The 22,778-nt window shown below is 41.7% G+C and carries 14 protein-coding genes and 1 tRNA gene; 10 read left to right on the top strand and 5 right to left on the bottom strand.

Annotated features, from left to right (window positions below; all coding sequences use genetic code 11):
• Positions 1 to 3 precede the first annotated feature (3 nt).
• The 3 genes from addA (at position 4) to BLO53_RS10895 (ending at position 9,328) form a co-directional block, all read left to right on the top strand.
• Entirely contained in the window at positions 4 to 3,915 is a 3,912-nt protein-coding gene (gene addA, locus BLO53_RS10905) for a helicase-exonuclease AddAB subunit AddA (protein ID WP_092061383.1), read from the top strand.
• Positions 3,916 to 4,256: 341 nt separating this feature from the next.
• Positions 4,257 to 8,231: an endo-1,4-beta-xylanase gene (locus BLO53_RS19650; protein ID WP_242875364.1), complete on the top strand. Its 3,975-nt coding sequence runs from the start codon at positions 4,257 to 4,259 to the stop codon at positions 8,229 to 8,231.
• Between the two features lie 575 nt (positions 8,232 to 8,806).
• A complete protein-coding gene (locus tag BLO53_RS10895) occupies positions 8,807 to 9,328 on the top strand; it encodes a peptidylprolyl isomerase (protein WP_092061381.1) in 522 nt (173 codons plus the stop codon).
• Here BLO53_RS10895 and BLO53_RS10890 read toward each other — a convergent pair whose 3' ends face one another.
• From BLO53_RS10890 to BLO53_RS10875, 4 genes are read right to left on the bottom strand one after another with little or no spacing between them, the layout of a single operon-like run.
• Positions 9,329 to 10,123 carry an ABC transporter ATP-binding protein gene (locus tag BLO53_RS10890; RefSeq protein ID WP_092061379.1) on the bottom strand — a complete coding sequence of 265 codons (795 nt, stop codon included), beginning with the start codon at positions 10,121 to 10,123 and terminating at the stop codon, positions 9,329 to 9,331.
• Positions 10,123 to 11,154 (bottom strand): FecCD family ABC transporter permease, encoded by a 1,032-nt coding sequence (locus BLO53_RS10885; protein ID WP_092061377.1) that lies wholly within the window; start codon positions 11,152 to 11,154, stop codon positions 10,123 to 10,125. Before BLO53_RS10885 ends, BLO53_RS10890 begins: the two co-directional genes overlap by 1 nt.
• Positions 11,155 to 11,167: 13 nt before the next feature.
• Entirely contained in the window at positions 11,168 to 12,190 is a 1,023-nt protein-coding gene (locus tag BLO53_RS10880) for a FecCD family ABC transporter permease (protein ID WP_092061375.1), read from the bottom strand.
• On the bottom strand, positions 12,165 to 13,232 hold the full coding sequence (locus tag BLO53_RS10875; protein ID WP_092061373.1) for an iron-siderophore ABC transporter substrate-binding protein: 1,068 nt from the start codon (positions 13,230 to 13,232) through the stop codon (positions 12,165 to 12,167). Before BLO53_RS10875 ends, BLO53_RS10880 begins: the two co-directional genes overlap by 26 nt.
• Before the next feature lie 362 nt (positions 13,233 to 13,594).
• Between BLO53_RS10875 and BLO53_RS10870 the strand changes: the two genes are divergently transcribed.
• The 4 genes from BLO53_RS10870 (at position 13,595) to BLO53_RS10855 (ending at position 17,562) form a co-directional block, all read left to right on the top strand.
• Positions 13,595 to 13,918 carry a hypothetical protein gene (locus BLO53_RS10870; RefSeq protein ID WP_092061371.1) on the top strand — a complete coding sequence of 108 codons (324 nt, stop codon included), beginning with the start codon at positions 13,595 to 13,597 and terminating at the stop codon, positions 13,916 to 13,918.
• Positions 13,919 to 14,100: 182 nt separating this feature from the next.
• Positions 14,101 to 14,664 carry an RNA polymerase sigma factor gene (locus tag BLO53_RS10865; RefSeq protein WP_176757250.1) on the top strand — a complete coding sequence of 188 codons (564 nt, stop codon included), beginning with the start codon at positions 14,101 to 14,103 and terminating at the stop codon, positions 14,662 to 14,664.
• Positions 14,661 to 15,776, top strand: a complete 1,116-nt coding sequence (locus BLO53_RS10860) for a hypothetical protein (RefSeq protein ID WP_092061367.1) — start codon at positions 14,661 to 14,663, stop codon at positions 15,774 to 15,776. Before BLO53_RS10865 ends, BLO53_RS10860 begins: the two co-directional genes overlap by 4 nt.
• Positions 15,777 to 16,500: 724 nt before the next feature.
• Positions 16,501 to 17,562 (top strand): 3'-5' exonuclease, encoded by a 1,062-nt coding sequence (locus BLO53_RS10855; protein WP_176757249.1) that lies wholly within the window; start codon positions 16,501 to 16,503, stop codon positions 17,560 to 17,562.
• 256 nt (positions 17,563 to 17,818) lie between these two features.
• On the opposite strand, the gene BLO53_RS10850 is transcribed toward BLO53_RS10855, so the two are convergent.
• Positions 17,819 to 17,890 (bottom strand) — tRNA-Trp (locus tag BLO53_RS10850).
• Positions 17,891 to 18,165: 275 nt separating this feature from the next.
• On the opposite strand from BLO53_RS10850, the gene BLO53_RS10845 reads away from it, so the two are divergent.
• The 3 genes from BLO53_RS10845 to pepF all read left to right on the top strand — a co-directional run bounded on the left by BLO53_RS10845 (position 18,166) and on the right by pepF (position 22,769).
• Positions 18,166 to 20,118 carry an alpha-amylase family glycosyl hydrolase gene (locus tag BLO53_RS10845; protein ID WP_092061363.1) on the top strand — a complete coding sequence of 651 codons (1,953 nt, stop codon included), beginning with the start codon at positions 18,166 to 18,168 and terminating at the stop codon, positions 20,116 to 20,118.
• 31 nt (positions 20,119 to 20,149) lie between these two features.
• Positions 20,150 to 20,902: an HAD family hydrolase gene (locus BLO53_RS10840; protein ID WP_092061361.1), complete on the top strand. Its 753-nt coding sequence runs from the start codon at positions 20,150 to 20,152 to the stop codon at positions 20,900 to 20,902.
• A gap of 61 nt (positions 20,903 to 20,963) precedes the next feature.
• Positions 20,964 to 22,769 (top strand): oligoendopeptidase F, encoded by a 1,806-nt coding sequence (pepF, locus tag BLO53_RS10835; protein ID WP_092061359.1) that lies wholly within the window; start codon positions 20,964 to 20,966, stop codon positions 22,767 to 22,769.
• Positions 22,770 to 22,778: the final 9 nt, after the last annotated feature.

Raw genomic sequence — 22,778 nt, 5'->3', positions numbered from 1 at the left:
ACAATGGGGATAAGTTTTACAGATGAACAACAATCAGTCATAGATGCAAGAGACTGTAACATATTGGTATCGGCAGCAGCGGGTTCAGGCAAGACCGCTGTTTTGGTAGAGCGCATAATCCAGATGGTGCTTGAAGGGTGCGATATCGACCACCTTCTGGTAGTTACCTTTACCAAGGCAGCAGCGTCCCAGATGAAGGAAAAGATAACAGCGGCTATACAGAAAAAGCTCATGGAAGAGCCAGATAATAAGCACCTTCAGAAACAGGAAACTCTTATCCACAATGCCCAGATAACAACAATTGACTCTTTTTGCCAATATGTTCTTAGAAATAACTTCAATGCAATAGGGGTCGATCCTTCCTTTAGAGTTGGAGATGACGGAGAACTAAGGCTCTTGCAGGAAGATGTGATGCAGGAAATGCTGGAAGAGGAGTATGCAAGGGCAAAAGAGGAAGGAGAAGGCAGCGACTTTCTCTTTTGCATGGACTACTTTAGTACAGGCAGCAACGACAAAAAGGTGGAAAGCTACATCTCATCTCTCTATAGATTTTCCATGAGTATGCCCTGGCCAGAGGACTGGATCAGCGAAAGAGCTAGAGATTATCAGCTTGATGGAGCCTGTTTTGATGAGCTTGACTGGGTTATCGACTGCATAGACATGACCAGAACCAAGGTAAAAGAAATGGTGGAAAACCTCGATGCTGCAGAGAAAATCTGCTGTGAGAGCGATGGACCATACATGTACGGAGATATGCTTGATGGGGAAAAAGCCAGTGTTGAAGCGGTTTTGAAGTATGATACCTACGACCAGCTATTTGACGGGCTTCGCATTGCCAGAAACAGCTTCGGAAGGCTTCCTTCCAAGAAGGATGATAGTGTAAATCCGGATAAAAGAGAGTACGTCAAGGACCTTCGTAGCAGTGTCAAGGATGACCTGGGTAAGCTGGTAGAGACCTATTTTGCTCTTCCTTCAGAAACAATACTTGACCAGATGAAACTCTGCGACAGAGCGGTTAAAGAGCTATGCCGTCTGACTATCAGGTACAAACAGCTCTTTGACGAGAAAAAGAGAGAACGTCAGCTCATAGATTTTTCAGATATGGAGCACTTTGCTCTGCAGATACTGGTGGACCATCCGGCAGAGGAAGAAACTAAGGGCAAGTCCTGCCAGGAAATAATAGACATGTGCACAGCTTCTGCAGTAGCTCTTGAGTACAGGGATTACTACAAAGAAGTGTTGATCGATGAGTATCAGGATAGTAACAACGTTCAGGAGCTTATCCTAAAATCTATTTCAGGCGAGACCCCTGATAAGTCTGAGCGATTCATGGTTGGCGATGTCAAGCAGAGTATTTACAAGTTCCGTCTTGCAAGGCCTGAGATCTTCATGGAAAAGCTCTCTACCTATAGTAAGGATGCTGGGGCAAAAGACAGACGAATTGACCTTCACATGAACTTTAGAAGTAGGAAAGAAGTCCTTTTTGCCACCAACTATATCTTTGAGAAGATCATGGGCACTGACCTTGGAAGCGTAGATTACGACAAGGATGCAAGACTTGTTCCAGGCGCCAAATGCGAAGAGGCCGGATTTGATATAACTCCTGAGCTTATAATGTTTGACAGCGCCAGTGACAATGACCTTCTTGCAGATTATGATCCCAAGGAAAAAGAAGCCCTTGTTATAGCAGAGCGCATACATAAGCTGATGAAAGAGGATTCTTCTATAAGATTCAAGGACATCGTCATACTCTTAAGATCTGTGTCTGGATGGGATGATACCTTTAAGAAAGTCTTGGAAGAGCAGGGAATACCTGCTTATATTGAGTCAAAGAGCGGCTACTTTGATGCCTACGAGGTTTCAGTTCTACTGGATCTTCTTGCAATTGTGGATAACCCAAGCCTTGATATCCCATTAGTTAGTGTAATGCACAGCCCTATCGGAGGCTTTGATGATCAGGAACTTGCAAGGCTTCGTGTGCTTGCAGATTCCGACGAAAGAGCCTGCTTAGAGGATTCTTTTTACTATGGGATAAAAGAGATAGTGGAAGCCGGAGATGGAGAGAACAGGGAGACACTTGCAGGAAGCGAAGAAGTGCTTGATAAAGCGGAAGACTTTATTGATTTTATTGAAGATTTAAGAACATTATCCGTATACACTCCTGTTCATGAGCTTCTTGAGTATATCATTGAAAAGACAGGCTTTGACAATTACTGCCTTGCCATGCCCTGTGGCAACCAGAGAAAGGCTAATATCGATCAGCTTCTTGCAAGAGCCTTTTCTTTTGAAAAGACAAGCTTTAAGGGACTCTTTCACTTTGTAAGATACATTGAGCACATGCGTTTCGTGCAGGTAGACTATGGCGAAGCCGGAATAATAGATGAAAACGCTGACGTAGTCCGCATTATGAGTATTCATAAGAGTAAGGGCCTGGAGTTCCCGGTAGTTTTCGTATCGGGCCTTACCAAGAGTTTTAACCGCATGGATACTAAGGGGGATCTTATTGCTGATATGGATCTTGGAATTGGCGTTAAATGCATTGATCCGGATTTAAGAGTAAAGTACGACACTCTTAAGAGACTCATAATCGCAGACAAGATGACCTTAGATAGCCTTGGAGAGGAACTTAGGGTTTTATATGTTGCCCTGACAAGAGCCAAGGACAAGCTGATCCTAACGGCTTCTGTTAAAAATCTTTTTGATAAGATTGGAGGAGTAGTCAAGAAACTTCCTGTGCTTGCTGGAGATGACAGACTTCTTCCTTATTCTGTAAGGGCGGGAGCAGGCAGCTATTTTGACCTAATATTATCAGCACTTGTAAGGCATCCTTCCTTTGCTGATGCAGCGCAGAGGCTTGGCTTTGCTCCGCAGCAGTTTTCTGAATACATAGATAAAACCAGTGCAGACACAGCCTTTAACTTTATTTTCTTAAATGATGAGGATATCATAGCGGACATCCTGACAAGTGATATGCTTGGCATTAACAGGCAAAAAGAGCTGGAGGATAATATCCTTAGCTTTGATGAGGAAATAGCTGACAGGCTAAAAGTGAAATTTGAATCTAAATATGCCTTTGAGAATCTGAAGGGCCTTTTTACAAAGACTACAGTTACGGAGCTTAAAAAGCATAAGCTGGAGGAGATGGGTGAGGCCTTTGCAAATGTAGCAACCTTTGTGACTGAGGCAGAAGAGGTTGAATTTATTGAACACTCGAGAGACACAGAATTATCAGAAGATGCTGAAGTTTCAGTAAATTCAAGAGATGCAGATAGGACAGAGAAAGATTCTGAGATCGCAGCCAAAGAGCTATCGAAGGAAAAAGAGAAAAAGCTCACCGGCGCTGACAGAGGTACCGCCTACCACAGAGTTATGGAGATTCTTGATAAGGAAATCTACGGGGATGAAGATTTCATGGAACGTGCAAGAACTGACGCAGAGGGCGGACAAAAAGTAACTCCAGTTGCCAAGCGCATCTACGCCTGGATGGGTCAGCAGGTAAAAAAAGGCATGATTCCAGAAGACTACCTATCCTGCGTATACAGCCCTGATATCGAAGCTTTTTTAAGGACCGACCTTGGGAAGCGCATGGGAGAAGCCTATAGAAGGGGTGATCTATACAGAGAGAAACCTTTCATGATGGGGATTTCCGCAAGAGATCTAAACGAGAAGTATCCTGAGGATGAGATGGTGCTTATTCAGGGAATTATCGACGCCTGGTTTGTGGAAAATGGAGAGATAGTTCTTTTGGACTATAAGACAGACAGGGTAAAAGAAGCTGGAGAACTTGTGAGCAGATACAGCATTCAGCTTGATCTTTATAAGCAGGCTCTTGAGAGGACAACTAATATGAAGGTAAAAGAGGTACTTATATATTCCTTTGGGCTGGCTGAAGTGATTCCTCTGAATGTAATCTGATTTTGTAATAAAAATGTAATTTTTGCCAATTGAACATAGAATTCAAACAAATATTATTATAAGCCGCAAGAGAAAGAAATAATTAGTATCTTTTGCGGCTTTTGCTTTTTTAAAAATAGAATTAGTGCATAAAAGTTGTGGAAACTATGATGAATTTTTGAGGTAAAATTACGAAAATGTGTATCGTTTTATGGAAACGGAGAAAATATTAAGCAAAATGTTACAAAATTCGCAATAATAGTTAATAAAGGCGCAATTAATGAGAAGTCTATCCTATGTAGAATTGTTAGAATGAGGGTGCTCGAGCAGTTGCACAAATTGTATATGGAAAGGGGTCAAGTATGAAAAAGCGTATAGCATTGGCACTATGTCTCATGCTGTTTGGGGGAGCAGTTATCGGAAATAGTGTGGATGTACAGGCGGCCTCTGTCGTAAATGGCAGCTATGTTAAGGCTGACAACGAGAATAACCCGCTTGTAACACAGAATTATGGCGCAGATCCTGGTGTACTTGTGTATAACGATACAGTTTACGTTTATACCACTAATGATACTCAGGAATTTGCAGGCAACAACGAGAACACTTACGGTAAGATCAACACATTGAACTGCTATTCATCCAAAGATATGGTCAACTGGACAGACCATGGCAGCTTCAAGATTGCAGGCAGCAGCGGAGCAGCTAAATGGGCTTCAAATTCATGGGCTCCATGTCTTGCAACCAAAAAGATTAATGGAAAAGACAAGTTCTTCCTTTATTTTGCAAACAGCGGTGGCGGCATCGGCGTTTTGACAGCTGATTCACCTACAGGACCTTGGTCAGATCCTAACGGAAGAGCACTTGTAGATGGAAGAACACCAGGAGCAAGCGGAGTTGTTTGGATGTTTGACCCTGCTGTACTGGTAGATTCAGATGGAACTGGATATCTTTACTTTGGTGGTGGCGTTCCAAATGGACAGGCTGCACATCCAAAGACAGCAAGAGTTATAAAGCTTGGAAGCAACATGACTTCTGTTTCAGGCTCTGCTGTAACAATTGATGCTCCTTATCTTTTCGAAGATTCAGGAATCAATAAGATTGGAAATACATATTATTACTCATATTGCTCTAACTGGAACTGCGCAAATGGTTTCAATAACGCAGCAATCGAGTACATGACAAGCTCAAGCCCTATGGGACCTTTCACATATCAGGGCGAGATCATGAAGAACCCTGGAGTATTCTTCTCAGGTTCAACAGGTAATAACCATCACATGATCTTTGAGTTCAAGGGCAGCTACTACATGGCTTATCATACAAGATCTGTAGAGTCTAAGGTTATCGGAAAGAGCCTTGGCTACAGAACAACTCAGATTGATAAGATCAATGTATCAGGCGGCAAGATCAGCGCACTTACACCTACAATGTCTGGTGTATCACAGCTTTCATACGTTAACCCATATGAGGCAGTGCAGGCTGAGACAATGTTCACTCAGAGCGGCATTACTGTTTCTGGTAATGGCGATGGAGTAGCATGGGTTGGAAGTATTTCAAATGGCGATTACACAAAGGTTAAGGGAGTTAACTTCTCTAAGGGACTTGGCTCTATCACTGTTAACGTAAACAGCAGAGGATCAGGTACTGTTCAGGTTAGAGAAAATAGCCCTTCAGGAAACCTTCTTGGAACAATCAACCTTTCAAACACAAATGGCAAGAACGCAGACTTTACTGGCACAATGAAGAATGTATCAGGTGTCAAGAACATCTGCTTCGTATTCAATGGAAACTTTGAGTTCGATTACTGGAAAGCATCTGCAACTGGTGAAGCTGCAGGCGGCAACGAAGGCAATCAGGGTGACAACCAGGGTGGAAACGAAGCTTCTCAGAACGTTAGCAAGGTTGAGTGCGAATCAATGACAAGATCTGGCGAGTATGCAGGTCTTATCAGCAGCCCATTTGATGGTGTAGCTCTTTATGCTAACGGCGATACTGTAAGCTTTGATCAGTACTTTGCTTATGGAACACATGACGTAACTCTTCGTGCTTGCTCTAATAACAGCACAATGGCCAAGGTTGTTCTTAAGATTGGCGGAGAAGAGAAGGGAACCTTCTATTATGGCGATGAGTATCCTGCAGAGTTTACTCTTAAGGGAGTAACTCATGGCACAGGAGTTCAGAACGTAGAACTTACAATTACATCTGATGATGGAACATGGGATGCATATCTTGATTACCTTTCATGGGGCCAGGGATCAGGCTCATCTGAGAGTGGCAACCAGGGTGGAAACCAGGGCGGAAATCAGGGCGGCAACCAGGGCAACACAGGAAATCAGGGACAGGTTGTAGAAGCTAACCTTCGCAACACCTATGGCGCTCAGTATGGCTATTCAGGAACATGTATCAATCTTTATCAGCTTAGAGATGCAAGCCAGCTTGCATTCCTTAAGACACATTACAACTCAATCACACTTGAGAATGAGATGAAGCCAGATGCTCTTCTTGGCGGCTCTGCAAAGCTTATCTCTGTAAACGATGCTAAGAGCAGAGGCTACTACATTCCAGATGGATATAGCGAGCAGTACGTTCCTCAGATCAACTTCAATACAGTTGATGAAGTTATGAAGATCTGCTATCAGAACGGCCTTAAGATGAGAGCTCACACACTTGTATGGCATTCACAGACTCCATCATGGTTCTTTAGAAATGGCTATTCAGGAAATGGCGGATTTGTAAATCAGTCAACAATGGACAAGCGTCTTGAGATGTATGTAAAGACGGTTATGAACCATGTATACAACAGCCAGTATGGATCAGTTGTATATGCATGGGATGTTGCCAACGAAGTTATCCACGCTAACAACTCTGGCTGGGAAGCAGTTTATGGCAACAACAGAACAAATGCTCCTTATGTAAAGAAGGCATTTAACTACGCTTATGAGACTCTTGAGTACTTTAAGCTCACAGATTCAGTTAAGCTCTTCTACAACGATTACAACACATACATGGAAGTTAACAACGTAATCAAGCTTGTTAACTACATTAACCAGGGTAAGAAGGTTTGTGCAGGTGTTGGTATGCAGTCTCACCTTGGAACCGGATTCCCTTCAGTTGATTACTACACAACAGCACTTAAGTCATTTGTAAATGCAGGATTTGAAGTACAGATCACAGAGATGGATATCACCAACAAGGGTGATTCCGATATGGCTAACTATGCATATAATCTCTTTAAGAACATTAACAATGTAAAGAAGAGTGGCGGTAAGATCACAAGTATTACCTGGTGGGGACTTTCAGATCAGACAACATGGATTGACAACTCAGCTCCACTTCTCTTCTCAAGACCAGGAAGTCCAAAGCAGGCTTACAATAAGGTAATCCAGGCTTATACAGAAACCTTTGGACAGCCTACAGCAGGTGGCGGATCAACAACACCTGAGATTAACCCAAATCCAGATCCAACACCTTCACCAGTTGTAAATGAGAATGCTACTGCAAATATTGCAGATGGCTGGTACTACATTAAGAATCCTATGTCACAGAAGTACCTTACAGTTGAAGGCAACAAGGCAGATGGATGGAACAGCGTAGTTATCAGCACAGGAACAGGTGTTGATGGTCAGAAGTGGTATGTGACAAATAAGGGTGATGGTTACATCACACTTACAAGTGCTCTTGGAAATATCATGCTTGATGTTGCTAATGGCGAAGATGTTGACGAAGCTAATATCGGAACATATCAGGGATATGGCGGAGATGCTCAGCAGTTCATCGTTAAGACAACTTCAACAAGCGGTGTATACACTATTGGTACAAAGTGCTCAAATGCCAGCAAGTATCTTGATATCTATGAGAAGAAGACAGCTGATGGCACAAATGTAGTACAGTGGACATACAATGGTGGTGCTAACCAGCAGTGGCAGTTTGAAAAGACTGAAGCTGGATCACAGCAGGGCGGCGGCTCATCAGAAGGTGGCCAGGGCCAGCAGGAAGATCCAAATCAGGGTCAGACAGATCCAGAGCCACAGCCAGAACCAACTCCTGTTGCTTCAGGACTTGAGCTTGAATACTCTATCAACAGCTGGGGTTCAGGATATCAGGTAACCTACAAGATCGTTAACAGCACAGGAAGTGATGTTAACAGCTGGACACTTAAGGTCAACAAGAATCAGATCAACATCGATTCTTCATGGAACGTAAATGTTAAGACTGATGGTGACTACTATGTGATCACACCAGTTGACTGGAATGCTCATATCGCAAACGGATCAAGCGTAGAATTTGGTTCTATTGGCGTTGGCCAGGTTGGAAGCTCTTTTGACTACACTTTAAACTAATCAGTTTGCAGACAGTAATTACAGACTAAATAATGGGAACCGGTGCAGTAATTCTGCGCCGGTTCTTTTTATGAGTGCACCTCGCGAGAGAATGTCGCAAGCGACACTTTGTTCTCATCTGGTAAGGAGGCACTATTAAGGTTTGTTTTGCATTATTATGCCAAGTTAAGTGATGCAAAGAACTGGAATTATTGATTTGTGCATTACTCGAGCGTTAGAGAATGATGCAAGAGTGGTGATTTAACTTGTTTTGCATTATTATGCCAAGTTTAAGTGATGCAAAGAACTAGAATTATTGATCTGTGCATTACTCAAGCGCTAGAGAATGATGCAAGAGTGGTGATTTAACTTGTTTTGCATTATTAGGTCAAGTTTAAGTGATGCAAAGAACTGGAATTATTGATTTGTGCATCAGTCACATCAATAGCGGCACGCTTTTCGCCGGCTTCAGTTCGTATTCGGAGATCAGATAGAATAGAAGCATGAATGATATTAAATAAAACTAAAATAATGACTTCCAAGATATGCTATAATGAACTGACTTCAAAAACGGTCTTTTCTAAGGAGGAATTATAATGGCACAGAACCCAGTAGTTACATTTACAATGGAAAACGGCGATGTTATAAAGGCTGAGCTTTATCCAGAAATCGCGCCAAACACAGTTAATAACTTTATTTCACTTATCAACAAGAATTTCTATGATGGACTTATTTTCCACAGAGTTATCAGAGGTTTTATGCTCCAGGGCGGAGATCCAGAAGGCACAGGAATGGGCGGCCCAGGCTACGAGATCAAGGGTGAGTTTTCATCAAATGGCTTCAAGAATGACCTCAAGCACACTGAGGGAGTTCTTTCTATGGCTAGAACTAACATCCCTGATTCAGCAGGCTCTCAGTTCTTTATCATGCACAAAAAGGCTCCTCATCTCGATGGAGATTACGCAGCCTTTGGTAAAGTTATAGAGGGTATGGAAGTTGTAAACAAGATTGCAGAGACAGACACTGACTGGAGTGACCGTCCTGTAAATGATCAGGTTATGAAAACAGTTACTGTAGAAACCTTTGGTGTTTCTTATCCAGAACCTGAAAAGGTTTGATCAGCAGGCAATTTTTATAACGCTGCTCCTGGGGATAATATAAGGTTCCAAAGTCTCAGGGTCTGTGATTATAGAGCAATCAAGACCGTATATCTTTTTCATGAGATCCTGAGTGATGATATCCCTTGGAGCACCTTCTGCTATGAGTTTTCCGTCCTTCATGGCAAAAATGTGATCTGCATATCTGATAGACAGGTTGATATCATGCAGGATAGCAACTATAGTCGTTTTCTTTACCTGATTAAGTCTTTCAAGACAATCAAGAATTTCCACCTGATAAGCAATATCAAGATAAGTTGTAGGCTCATCAAGAAGCAGTATATCTGTATCCTGAGCAAGGACCAGTGCAATCCACACTCTCTGGCGTTGCCCTCCTGAAAGAGATTCAACAGGCTTATCTGCAAGATCTAAAATGCCCATGGCTTCCATGGCCGCTGATATGGCACTGTAGTCAGCTTTTGTAAGCTGGCCTAAAAAGTTCTGATATGGAAAGCGCCCTCTTGAAACAAGGTCAGCCACAGTAATGCTGCCTGGAACAAGTGGTGACTGAGGGAGAAGACCGATCTGACGGGCAAGGCAGAGAGTTGGAATCTCATAAATTGACTTGCCATCCAGCATAATGTTTCCCTTCTGGGGCTTTAGGAGTCTTGCAAAGCTCTTTAAAAGAGTTGACTTTCCACATCCGTTGGGGCCTATGATAACGCTAAACTTTCCCTCAGGAATCGTGATATCAAGATCATTTATTATTGTTCTGTCTTCGTAACCGACAGATATATTTTCTGCAGAAAAATTCATTATATCTTTTCTCCCTTCTTGTTAAGGCGCAGCAGGAGCAGCAGTAAATACGGAGCTCCGAGGATTCCTGTGACAACGCCTACCGGGTACTTGGTTGTAAATAGGTTCTTGGATGCAAGCTCTGCGGCATATACAAGGATTGTTCCAATAAAACCTGCAACTATCAGTGCATTCTTGCCATTTCTGGTAAGCCTTACTGCAATTGGGCCAGACAAAAAAGCTATGGACGCGATAGGTCCTGTTGCTGCAGTTGCGACAGCGGTTAGGAAAAGAGAACATACCATGCAGCAGATCCTGACAAGATTTAAAGGAGCGCCAAGAGCTGTAGCATATTCATCCCCAAGCTGCATGATCCTGAGGTATCTGTTACAGATAATAAGAAGCCCTCCGCAGATAATGGTAGTCACAAGGATCATTGGGATGTCTGAAACTGTAACAGAGTTAAGACTTCCTCTTAGCCATCTGAGTGCTGTTCCAACATCATATTCTGAGCCAACAAGCAGCATCCAGGAAATAAGTGCATTTAAAGCAGCCTGCATTCCTATACCTATGAGAATCATCTTGGTTCCAAAGGCATTACCTCTACCTGAGAGCACAAATATCAGCGCTGTGATCAAAAGACCTGCCGCTATTGAAAAGACTGATACGAAAGGCCCGCTGATCCCCAGGATCAGAATGCAAAAGACAGCAGCCGCAGAGGAACCTGATGTAATTCCTATAATGTCTGGACTTGCCAGAGGGTTCCTAAGAAGGCTCTGAAAGGTATGACCTGCAATTCCAAAAGAAAAACCGGCAAGGCCTCCAACTATCAGCTTGGGTAGCCTTAAGGTCTTTATGGTGTAGGCCGCTCCAGATGTTCCCTTACTGCCAAGAACCCTTATCACCTCTAAGAGGGAGTAGTTTGTGTTTCCAAGAGTCATCATAAGGATTCCTAGAACTACTATGACAAGTAGCAGAACTCCTGCACAAAAAAGGTTCTGGTAGTAAGATTTCTTATATATTTTCTTGATATATCTTTCTGTATTGTTCATTTGATAGTATTTCTCACATACTCTTTGCTTTACTTTTCCACACGATCCAGATAAATACTGGTGCGCCCAAAATGGCGGTTATTATTCCAACTTCCAGTTCTCCCGGCCGTCCAAGGACTCTTCCCAAAACGTCAGAAATGACAAGCAGCCCTGCACCGCCAAGGGCTGAAAAGGGGATTATGAGCCGCATGTCGTTATCAAGGAGCTGCCTTATAAGGTGCGGAAGCATAAGGCCCACAAAGCCGATAGGACCTGCAATTGCTGTGATCACAGCGCAGAGCATAACTCCGGCCAGAGCAGAGAAGGCTCTGACAAGACCAACCTTGACACCAAGGGATACAGCCATTTCATCTCCAAGAGCCATTGCATTTAGGGGAGATGCCATGATAAAAGACATACCTATTCCCACAATGACAAATGGCACCACAAGCTTTATGTCACTCCAGGTAGCACCGCCGATACTTCCAACCTGCCAAAAACGAAATTCCTTCATGACCTGTGAGTCTGGGAGCATTATTGTATTGACCAGGGCTCCAAGAGCAGTGCTGACTGCAGCTCCCGATAAGGCAAGCTTAAGAGAACTTGCGCCTCCAAATCCGTAGGAAGCTATCCCATATACAAACAGCGCAGTCAGTATGGCTCCTGCAAAAGAAAGACCAATAAGGCCAAGTCCTGATGAAATATTAAGGTAGGCAATTCCAATAACCACCATAAGAGAAGCACCTGTGTTTACGCCAAGAATACTTGGATCAGCAACAGGATTTCTAGTGATAGCCTGCATAAGTGCTCCTGATATTCCAAGGGCAGAACCTGCCAGAATGCCAAAGACAGTTCTTGGTATCCTGGCGTATATAACTGCAGCCTCAAAAGAGTCACTGCTTTTTCCAATGGTTAGAAGGTAGTGTGCCACATCTTTTAGCGGAATATTCTTACTGCCATAAGCAATAGAGAATAGAACGCTCAGGGCCACAATGATAATTTCTGCGACTAAAAATATTAAGATTTTTGATTTACTGTATCTTTTCTGCTGCATCATTTAACGCTTTCAGATAATCATCAATGCAATAAGGTATGGAAAGAATAGTTGGTGTGCTTGCTGCTGCAAGAACTTCATTTGAATCAAGTAATACGAAGGCCCCGTTGTTAACTGCAGGAATCTTTGAGAATCTTCCATCATTCTGCATTGCAGTTATAAGTGACTCCTCGCCATATGTAATGATGATATCCACATCATCTAAAAGGTCTGCGTTCTCTGCACTTACTGTTACATAGAAAGCATCCTCATCCTCTATGAGATTAAGTACGCTTTCAGGTGTTTCAAGACCAAGATCTCCAAGGAAAGCAGCTCTTGGATCATTGTTTGTATAAATATAGAAAGAACCAAGGTCATCCTCGCTAAGCCAGAAGAATCCAACCTTCTTGCCAGCAAGATCTGGGTAAGCGCTTAGCTTTTCCTGAATGAGCTTTTCTGTATTTTCAACAAGAGCTTTTCCTTCTGCCTCAAGGCCAAGGGCAGCTGCGTCGTTAACTGTTTCTTCCTGCCATGTTGTAGCCCAGGCAACGCTAGGATATGTAACTACAGGGGCAATCTCAGAAAGTCTGTCGTAATCTTCTTTGCTAAGTCCTGAATAAGCTGCAAGGATAACATCAGGATTGCAATCTGCGATAGCTTCGTAGTCCCATCCATCTGTATCATCAAATACATTAGGACTTTCTACTCCAAGATCAGCAAAGCCCTTGGCTGTCCACGCAAGAAGTCCATTCTCATCAACTGGTCCAAAGTTTGCCTCTGATACGCCAACTGGAACAATTCCAAGAGCAAGAGGAACATCAGGATTTCCCCAGGCAATTGCAACCACGTTTTCAGGCTTCTCCTCGATAGTTACTGAGCCAAGAGCATGCTCTATAGTTAAGGGAAAAGAAACATCGCTGGCATCGCCATTTGTAGCTTCAGCCGATGGGCTCTCAGAAGTGATTGCTTTTTCATCTATGTTTTCTACTGTGGAAGATGCTCCACATGCTGTAACGCTTGCTGTCATTACAAGCGCTGTAAGTACTGATAAAATTTGTCTTTTCATGTCATTCCTCCTTTATTAACTTGTTAGCAAAAGCTAACAAGGATTGTTGCATACGACTAACAAAATGTCAAGGATTTTATGAAAGATAATCGCGTAAAATTTGTTTTCTTAAAGATAAAGGTATCTGCATACTTGTAAACTGCCTGAAAAATTTTAGTTTCCGTAGTACACATTTCTTCTTGGTAAATTGCTCCCTAATCCCATGAATCCTGGAAGGCTTTTTGTTTCATTTTTTCCTGCCATAAGTGAATTTTTGTTTTTTTGAATTATCTATTTACAAGTAAAAAAGTATTTGATATATTGTCCCTCATCAGAAACAGTTAATAAATTTTTTAGAATTTGTTTAGACGGAGATAATATTTATGAAAAACATTAAACTTCTTGTTGCATCAGTATTTATGGGAAGCTTTTTGCTTACAGGTTGCGGAACTAACTTTGTTGAGTCACAGATCGAGCTTGAGACAGAGAATGAATTCGTTGTTGAATTTAACGATGAGAATGTTGATATCAGCAGCGCTGTAGCTTCAGTAGAGAGCGTTTCAGACGCAAGCTATAAGGCACGCCCTTACGAAGGCTTCTTCATATTCACAGTTGAGGACGGCTCATACGAGCAGCTTGAGACTATCTGCTCAAACCTTGAACAGCTCCCAGAAGTAAAGGGCGCTCACACAAAGTGGGATAAATAAGTAAAAAGAATTCACGGAAAGAATAAAAGGACTCCATCAGGATGCTTGAAACATCTTGGTGGAGTCTTTTTCGATTCCATTTTAGCAGTATAATAAAAAATTGCATTTATGATGTGACTTTTTTAATTATTTCTTGGCTATATAGGTGTAAGGCGCTTACAAAAACCAAGAAGGGAGCACGTATGAAAGACGAAGACATAATAAACCTGTATTTTATGCGGGATGAAAGAGCTATAGAGGAAACAGACTTAAAATACGGGAAATACTGCAAAACAATAGTTAAGAACATATTGCAAAATGCTCAGGACATTGAGGAATGCCTTGACGACACATATATGAAAATGTGGAAAAGAATTCCTCCAGCAAAACCATTGATCCTAAGGGCATTTATTGGGAAGATTGCCAGAGATTTGGCACTAAATATGTTCTACGCAAGTAAAAGAGTAAGGCGGGGCGGCGGAGTTGTTAATGAAATATTAGAAGAACTTGATGAATGCATTCCTGATAACAACGACGTTGAGCATTCCGTGCTGCGAAACGAATTATCCAATATAATCAGGACATTTGTAAATGAACTTGGGCAAAGGGATGCATATATTTTTACAAGCAGATATTTCTATGCTGAAGATATTTCTAGTATCGCAAGAAAATATGGAATGACCAGGCATAATGTCACCGTTACACTTAGCAGGCTTCGTAAGAAATTGCAGAGCAGATTGGAAAAGGAGGGGTATTTAGCATCATGAGAGCAGAAGACTTATTACAGGCAATGAACGGCATTGACGATAAGATAATAGCAAATACATATAATAGTTCTAATAGCGGAACTATTGTTCATATCAAAAAGAGCTTTCCACTGGCAGCATGCATAGGCATTGCCTTGTTTGCGGCAGCCACAGTTACTGCCGCAGCGGCAATCCGCCATTTCTGGGGACGAGGAATGAATGGAATTGTCAGATCTACAAGCCAGCAGCAACAGACTCTGACTGAACAGGGGCAGGCGGTTGTCTACCCAGAAAAAACAGATTATTCTTCCTATCAGGTCACAGATCAGGGTGTTTCAATTGCTCCTGAGACTGTAATTGCTGATTCTCACTACGCATTTATTTCATTTAAGGTTCAAGGCCTTAATGTAAACGAAATGGAAGAACCCGGTGCAGAGCTCACTTATAATTTAACAGATGCTTCTGGTGCAGAGTCCTATTATATAAATGGCACAAGCAGCTTTTTTGATGGAACTTATCCAAATGAAGAGGGCATGGCAGTATATGAAGATGGCTCACCTATGGAATTTACAGAAAATGGAGAGCTAAAGCTCCGTTATGTGGATGAGAATGGCAACCTTGAGTATAATCTAATGATCTCTACAGCGGATGCATCAGACACTTTGCTTGGAAAGACTCTTCATGTAGAGTTTCAGGAGCTTGGAATATATGCAGATAAATGTGAGTTTGTTCCTTCCGTGGAGGGCAAATGGAACTTTGATCTGAATCTTCCTACAGTCAGCAACGCCAAGACAATTGAGGTTAACAAGGCTGTTCCTGGAACAGAGTGCACCATTGAAACCATTGAAGTGACACCTATCTCAATTATTGTTAATTACAAAATAGATGGAAGCCTTCAGCAGATTGAAGATTGTAACGGAATTCCTATGTTTTCAGGACTTGGCCTTAAGGATGGCTCCAATTACATGTATCTATCAAATGGAGGTTCATCATATTTTACAGATGATTCAATGAAAAAAGGTGCATCATCATCCTGCTTCCAGAGAATCATAGATACTTCAGAAATCAGATCTCTCTTCATAAGAACCAGCGACTACGAAAACGCTGAAGTAGTGGAAATTGAATTGCCATAAACGGATTTGTTGGATTTACTGCACTTGCTAATACATTTGGATATACTGAAATAACACAGTGATATTTCTTGTTCATATCATAGTTGAAAGCCCTGGAGAGTCATAAAGATTTTCCGGGGCTTTTCATATGTAGCACGTCTTACATATTTCCGTGTCATAGGATTGAAAACAGATTCTTTATCTAAAGTCAAAAAATACAAGTATTATCAACCATTGACTCTATTTATTGTAGCAAGCAATTCGTGATTGTTTTACTTCTTTGACTGTGTTATGGTAGAAAAGCCGTGTCCCTCCAGCAGAAAGGAGGTGAGGCAGTCAATGCAGCTTTTAATCACTTTTGCTATCTCTGTAATGGCAAGTATAGTCGCCAACTATATTTGCAAATGGCTGGACAGAGATAATTAACACGGCACTAGCCTGAGTGCAGCTCGCTCTAAAGAGCAAGAAACCCTCGATGTCGCCACATCGAGGGTTTCGCTTTGCCAATACAACTTTTAATCACTTTTAATGCGTTTCCGCATAATCATGTTACTACAATTGTCATGTAGAGTCAATTCCAAAGAATATATGTATTGTAACTGAAAAATCAACTACTATCATTGATTATACCATACATAATTACCGATAAGTTAATAGCAAGATTATATTTCGATTATATATATATGATATAATGTAACAACATAATAAAGAATTATTGGAGTTAGTTTTGATGAGGAACATTTATATGAAATGTAAGGACTGTGGATATAATAATAAGTTGCTTACGCATTATTGCATCAATTGCGGAAAACCAACTAAATATCCTTTTTATTTGCAGGCGTGGTTTTGGGTGATAGTGGAAATAATAATGGTGGGGATTGATAATGTTCCATTGACACTAATTACTTTTGCCATAGTTATTTATATGGTTGTTATAGATATTAAACACAATAAGGTAATAAAGGCTTATAAAAAGAGTTATTTAAATGCATTGGATTATGATTCTCAGAATATTTCTAATGCTCCTTTTAATAGGAATATTGGAACTAATAATGAAAGTCATAAGCCTAGGTGCAAGGAATCTCCAAATAAAAAAGTTACTTTTGATGTAGAGGCATTTAATAGTATTCCACCAAGTGAGATTGTCTTGGAGAAAAAAACAATAAATAATGTAGAACAATTTGAAAAAGTTCATTATACAAATGTTACCGTTAGAACAAATTATGATAAACTTGGTAATTTTGTAGTGATTGATACAGAGACGACTGGCCTAAATGGAAAAAATGACAAGATAGTTGAATTGGCGGCAATTAGATTTGAAAAATGGGAAGCGGTTGAGAAATTTGAAACGCTTGTTAACCCGAGAATCAAGATTCCTAAGGCAGCTAGCTCAAAAAATAACATTTACGATGACATGGTACAAAATTCACCCTCTATAGAAGAAGTAATAAAGAGCTTCTCAGACTTTATAAAAGGTTATAGTATAGTAGGTCAGAATTTGAACTTTGATTTGGAGTTTCTTCATTATGCTGGTGCTGAGTATAGAGGTTTCAAAACCAAATACTATGACACAATAGATCTTGCTAAAAAAATACTTACTTCGCCACGTAGTAAAGTTTTCAATCCAGAGCTTGGATATACAGTTCCAGTAGAAGAATATGATGTTGAAAACTATAAATTGTCTACTTTAGCAGAGTATTACGGTATAGGAGATGATTCTTTAGCGCATAGAGCAGCATATGATGCATTTATTACAGGCTTAGTCTTTAAGAAAATTGTAGACCAAAAAATAAGCAGAAATGAATAGTGTGTAGAATTTCTGTATGTTTTCATCAAAGTTGCTAGACACCAAAGATTAATCAGAATCTGAAAGAGGCTAGTCAGAAATGGCTAGCCCTATTTTCGTGTCATACTTTTTTCTAATTTCGTGTCATACTTTAAAACGGCGAGTGACGAAAAAACGCATAAATAGCACTTTTGAATTGGGATTAAACACAACATATATGACACACTAAAGCAAGAAAAAACCCCGTAACCATAATGGTTACGAGGTTTTTGATTAACAGGGGAAGCAGGATTCGAACCCGCATGAGCGGTTTTGGAGACCGGCATACTAGCCATTGTATGATTCCCCTTTATTCTGTTAACATCGGCCTCATGCACCGACGAATGTTAGTATAGCATAGTGATATGGGGTTGTAAAGGAATATTTTATAGTATTTTAATGATTGATTAATCGTGCTTCGGGAACAAGAGCAGAGCTGTGAACGTTGGAAAACGTTTTCTTTTTTGAGGCGATGTGCTACACTGAAATTGCTTAATGACAGTTACAGAAAGACTGCTAATATGCAGGAAGAACAAGATAAGCAAACTAGTAATATCGAAGTTTTCTTTGATACGTGGAGGAAGTATGATCAGGAAGAATTTTTGGAATAAAACTATAAAGACAGCAGCTTTAGTAACAGCGCTTACGATGACAATGACAGCCTGCGGGCAGAAGGTAGTGTCTGATGAATCAGCGGTTCAAACATCAATAACTGATGAAAACACTGTAGAGCCTACAGACCAGTCAGAGTCCACAACCACCACAGATGGTGAAGGAAATCAGGCAAGTTTAAATAACTCAGAGCCCCTTCCTCCCGTCAATATCCTTGATGACAAGTATCGCACCGCCTACGAAATATTCGTGTATTCCTTCTACGATAGTGACGGGGATGGAATAGGAGACCTCAAGGGCGTAGTGGACAAACTTGATTATATTAACGATGGGGATGACAGCACAGATGCTGATCTTGGCTGCAATGAAATCTGGCTTATGCCAATTTCACCTTCACCAACTTACCATAAATATGATGTCACAGATTACATGGCAATTGACCCTGAATATGGGACAATGGAGGACTTTGAAGCCCTTTTGGCGAAGTGTCATGAAAGAGGCATTAAGGTCATAATCGACATGGTCTTAAATCACACTTCCAACCAGCATCCATGGTTCAAGGAAGCAGCGCAGTTTCTGAGGGATAATCCTGACCTTCAGACAATTTACACAGACAGAGAGACTATGGCGCCAGTGCCGGAAGTCCAGGAAAAATGCCCATATTTATATTATTACAATTTCACCAACGAGCAGCAGACAGGCTTTGAGAAGCTTGCTGGAACAAATTGGTACTATGAAGCCCGCTTCTGGTCTGGAATGCCTGATCTTAACCTTGACAACGATATGGTAAAAGAGGAAATTGCCAAGATCACAGACTATTGGCTTAATAAGGGAGTGGACGGCTTCAGGCTTGATGCTGTTACTTCCTATTACACGGATAACGACACCAAGAATATCGAGTTCATGACCTGGCTCAACGATACCATAAAGGCTCAGAATGCGGACGCATATATAGTTGCTGAGGCCTGGACCAATATTTCTACCTATTCTGAATATTACAAGAGCGGAATAGACAGCTTTTTTGACTTTAATTTTTCTGGAAGTGAAGGCCTGATCGCATCTGTGGCAAGAGGCAAGAAGTCTCCCCAGAGCTTTATACAGGCCATGGCTGATGCCGAGAGTTCTTTTGCTCAGAACAACGAAAACTACATCGATGCGCCATTTTATACAAATCATGATATGGCAAGGTCTGCTGGTTACTATGTTGGAAGAGGCTCCAAGGAAAAAATAAAGATGGCGGGAGCGCTAAATCTCCTTATGGGCGGCAATGCCTTTATATATTATGGCGAGGAGCTTGGCATGAACGGCTCTGGCAAGGACGAGAACAAGCGCGCGCCCATGCAGTGGACAAATGAGAAGTCAAAAGAGTTTGATGTCAGCTCTTTATCTGAAAAAGAAAAGACAAAAGTCGATCCTGCCGGTATGTGCCAGGGTCCAAAAGATATGGACAAGTTTGAAATTACCTGTCCTGGTCTTGATGCCCAGATGGCAGATAAGGACTCGGTTTACAACTATTACAAAAAGGCAATCCGCCTTCGCAACACATTCCCAGTTATCGCAAGAGGCAAGACTCAGCCAATTGACGTTTTGGCGGAGGATAATGTTGGAGCCTTTGTGCGATATAGAAATTCCGGCCTCTCCTCCGATTCAAATGATTATATTGTATTCAATGAAAGCGGCGAGAACATAGGAATAGATGGAAGCGTGCATACAGTACTTGGGGCAAAAGATCCATTGTATGGAGAGGCAGCTCTTTTGATCCTCATAAATAACTCTGACGAGACCAAGACCATCGACCTCTCCAAGTGGAGCGGCACAGGAACAAATCCAGAGCTTGCCTACCAGCTAAATGTCAGCGAGGAGACTAGCTCTCTGAGCGGAACTCAGCTTTCAATCCCATCCTATGGCATAGTCGTAATCAAATGAAATTAAGTAGTTGGGATAGAGGAGAAACATTATGAAAGAATACGAAACTTACATTTTTGATTTATATGGAACCCTCATCGATATCCACACCGATGAGGAGGATCCTGCCCTTTGGGAGAAGATGACGGAGTACCTGAAGGAGAACTTTTCCGCAGAATATACCCCTAAGGCCCTTAGGCAGAGATATCTTGAAATCTGTGCTGAGGAAGAGCAGAACTTGGCAAAAGAAAGCGGCGCTGAATTCCCAGAAATTAAGATTGAGAAGGTCTGGGCAAGGCTCGTACAAAAAGATATTCTGGAAACGTCCGATGAAATCCGTGCCCTCTGTATCTTTTTCAGAGAAGCCTCTAGAGATAAGCTTGTGGTATACGAGGGTGTCACAGAAACTCTTGATAAATTAAAGAAAATAGGTAAGGGCATATATCTTTTGTCCAATGCCCAGAGAGTCTTCACGGAAAAAGAACTATCGGATTCGGGGCTTACAGACTATTTCGATGATATATTCATATCCTCAGATCAGGGCATAAAAAAGCCACAGAAAGAATTTTTACAGCGTCTTCTAACAAAAAACAGCCTATCTTATGAGAAGTGTGTTATGATAGGAAATGATATTTTCAGCGACGTGGGTGTAGCCTTTAAAAATGGCATGGACAGCGTCTTTTTAAACACCTACGACTTTTCTGAAAAGAAAATCGAAAATGAGCTTTCTGAGCTTGGAGTAAAAGGCTCAAGGCTTATGCCGGTTATTGTAGGAGATGGAGATATCCGCCGGATTTTGCCCTGATGGGACGAAAAGGCTAAATCCTGGCGGTAAATGGCAAATAACATATAAGAGAGGTTTATTTATGCAGGACAGATTACCAAAACGTGACGAAGTTGCTGTTGAGCTTACCTGGAGACTTGAGGACATCTATGCCGATGAGTCCAAGTGGGAGGCTGATTTTAACAGAATATCAGAGATTTCAGATAAGATTGCTTCATATAAAGGAAAACTTTCAGAGAGCGCACAGACTCTTTTTGACATGTTCGTTCTTTATGAGGAACTTGAGCACGTAACAGACAATGTTTACGGCTATGCTCATATGAGAGAGGACCAGGATACAGCTAATTCCAAGTATCAGTCACTTCAGCAGCGTGCAATGTCTGCAATTGTGGGCGCTTCTGAGAAGACAGCTTACATCAATCCTGAGATTCTTCAGCTTACAGATGATCAGCTTGATAAGTTCTACGCTGAGTGCGAGGGCCTTGCCAAGTATAAGAGAGTGATAAAAGAGATCAGAAGACTTAAGGATCACATGCTCTCAGGCGAGATGGAAGAGCTTCTTGCCAGCGCATCTGAGGTTCAGGGCGCTTCACAGAAGGCTTACGGAATGCTTTCAAACGCTGACCTTAAGTTCCCTTCAGTCAAGGATTCAAAGGGCGAAGAGGTATCTCTTTCAAACGGAAGATTCGTACCAGTTCAGATGTCCAAGGACAGAGAACTTAGAAAGAATGCCTTCGAGGCTTTCTACGGCAGATACCAGGAATTCAGTAACACATGGGCTGCTATGTACGATGGAGAAGTTAAGGGCCGTATCTTCGAGTCCAAGGCTCGTAAGTACAATTCAGCTTTCGAAGCAGCGGTTGATGGCAATGACGTTTCTCCTGCTGTTTGCGACAGCTTATTTGAGTCAATCCACGACAACATGGACAAGATGCACAGATACGTAACACTTCGTAAGAAGCTTCTGGGTGTTGACGAGCTCCACATGTACGACGTTTACGTTGGAATGCTCCCTGACTTTGATATGAAGGTTTCCTATGAGGAGGCTAAAGAGCTCTCTTTAAAGGCACTAGCACCTCTTGGCGATGACTATCTCAAGGTGGTAAAAGAGGCTTATGACAACAGATGGATCGACGTTGTTGAGAACGAAGGTAAGAGAGGCGGCGCATATTCAGGCGGTACCTACGATGTACACCCTTACATGCTCCTTAACTATAACGATACTCTTGATGATGTGTTCACTCTTGTTCACGAGATGGGACATTCAATGCACACCTGGTATTCTAACAAGACACAGAACATTCTTGATGCAAATTACAAGATCTTCGTAGCTGAGGTTGCATCCACAACTAATGAGGTCCTTCTTTATCACTACATGAAGGATCACGCACAGGATGCCAAGGAGAAGGCATTTATCATCAACCACTTCCTTGACAGCTTCAAGGGAACAATGTTCCGCCAGACTATGTTCGAAGAGTTTGAGAGAAAGACCTGCGAGATGGCTGAGGCTGGAACTCCACTTACAGCAGAGGCTCTTTACGATGTATATCTTAACCTTAACAAGGATTACTTCGGAAAAGATATGATTTCTGACCCTCAGATTGGCTGGGAGTGGTGCAGAATTCCTCACTTCTACTACAACTTCTATGTATATCAGTACGCTACGAGCTTTGCAGCTGCTGTTGCTATTGCAGACAGAATTCTTAAAGAGGGTGCTCCTGCAGTTGAACAGTACAAGAAGTTCTTATCAAGCGGATGCACACAGGATCCTGTAAGCCTTCTTAAGATTGCAGGCGTTGATCTTACAACAAAGGCTCCTATTGATTCTGCGCTTGCTGTATTTGGCGAGGCAATTTCTGAGATGGAAGAGGCTGTAAAAGAGCTTTAATAAGAGGTT

The organism is Butyrivibrio sp. INlla14, assembly GCF_900102515.1.
GTDB lineage: Bacteria > Bacillota > Clostridia > Lachnospirales > Lachnospiraceae > Butyrivibrio.
Note: the sequence above shows the minus strand (reverse complement) of the source record. Positions and strands in the feature narration are given on the sequence as shown.

Coding starts and splice junctions, on each gene's coding strand:
- BLO53_RS19650 (WP_242875364.1), top strand. CDS start 4,257: ATGAAAAAGCGTATAGCATTGGCACTATGTCTCATGCTGTTTGGGGGA.
- BLO53_RS10885 (WP_092061377.1), bottom strand. CDS start 11,154: ATGAACAATACAGAAAGATATATCAAGAAAATATATAAGAAATCTTAC.
- BLO53_RS10895 (WP_092061381.1), top strand. CDS start 8,807: ATGGCACAGAACCCAGTAGTTACATTTACAATGGAAAACGGCGATGTT.
- addA (WP_092061383.1), top strand. CDS start 4: ATGGGGATAAGTTTTACAGATGAACAACAATCAGTCATAGATGCAAGA.
- BLO53_RS10840 (WP_092061361.1), top strand. CDS start 20,150: ATGAAAGAATACGAAACTTACATTTTTGATTTATATGGAACCCTCATC.
- BLO53_RS10845 (WP_092061363.1), top strand. CDS start 18,166: ATGATCAGGAAGAATTTTTGGAATAAAACTATAAAGACAGCAGCTTTA.
- pepF (WP_092061359.1), top strand. CDS start 20,964: ATGCAGGACAGATTACCAAAACGTGACGAAGTTGCTGTTGAGCTTACC.
- BLO53_RS10870 (WP_092061371.1), top strand. CDS start 13,595: ATGAAAAACATTAAACTTCTTGTTGCATCAGTATTTATGGGAAGCTTT.
- BLO53_RS10855 (WP_176757249.1), top strand. CDS start 16,501: ATGAAATGTAAGGACTGTGGATATAATAATAAGTTGCTTACGCATTAT.
- BLO53_RS10880 (WP_092061375.1), bottom strand. CDS start 12,190: ATGATGCAGCAGAAAAGATACAGTAAATCAAAAATCTTAATATTTTTA.
- BLO53_RS10875 (WP_092061373.1), bottom strand. CDS start 13,232: ATGAAAAGACAAATTTTATCAGTACTTACAGCGCTTGTAATGACAGCA.
- BLO53_RS10865 (WP_176757250.1), top strand. CDS start 14,101: ATGAAAGACGAAGACATAATAAACCTGTATTTTATGCGGGATGAAAGA.
- BLO53_RS10860 (WP_092061367.1), top strand. CDS start 14,661: ATGAGAGCAGAAGACTTATTACAGGCAATGAACGGCATTGACGATAAG.
- BLO53_RS10890 (WP_092061379.1), bottom strand. CDS start 10,123: ATGAATTTTTCTGCAGAAAATATATCTGTCGGTTACGAAGACAGAACA.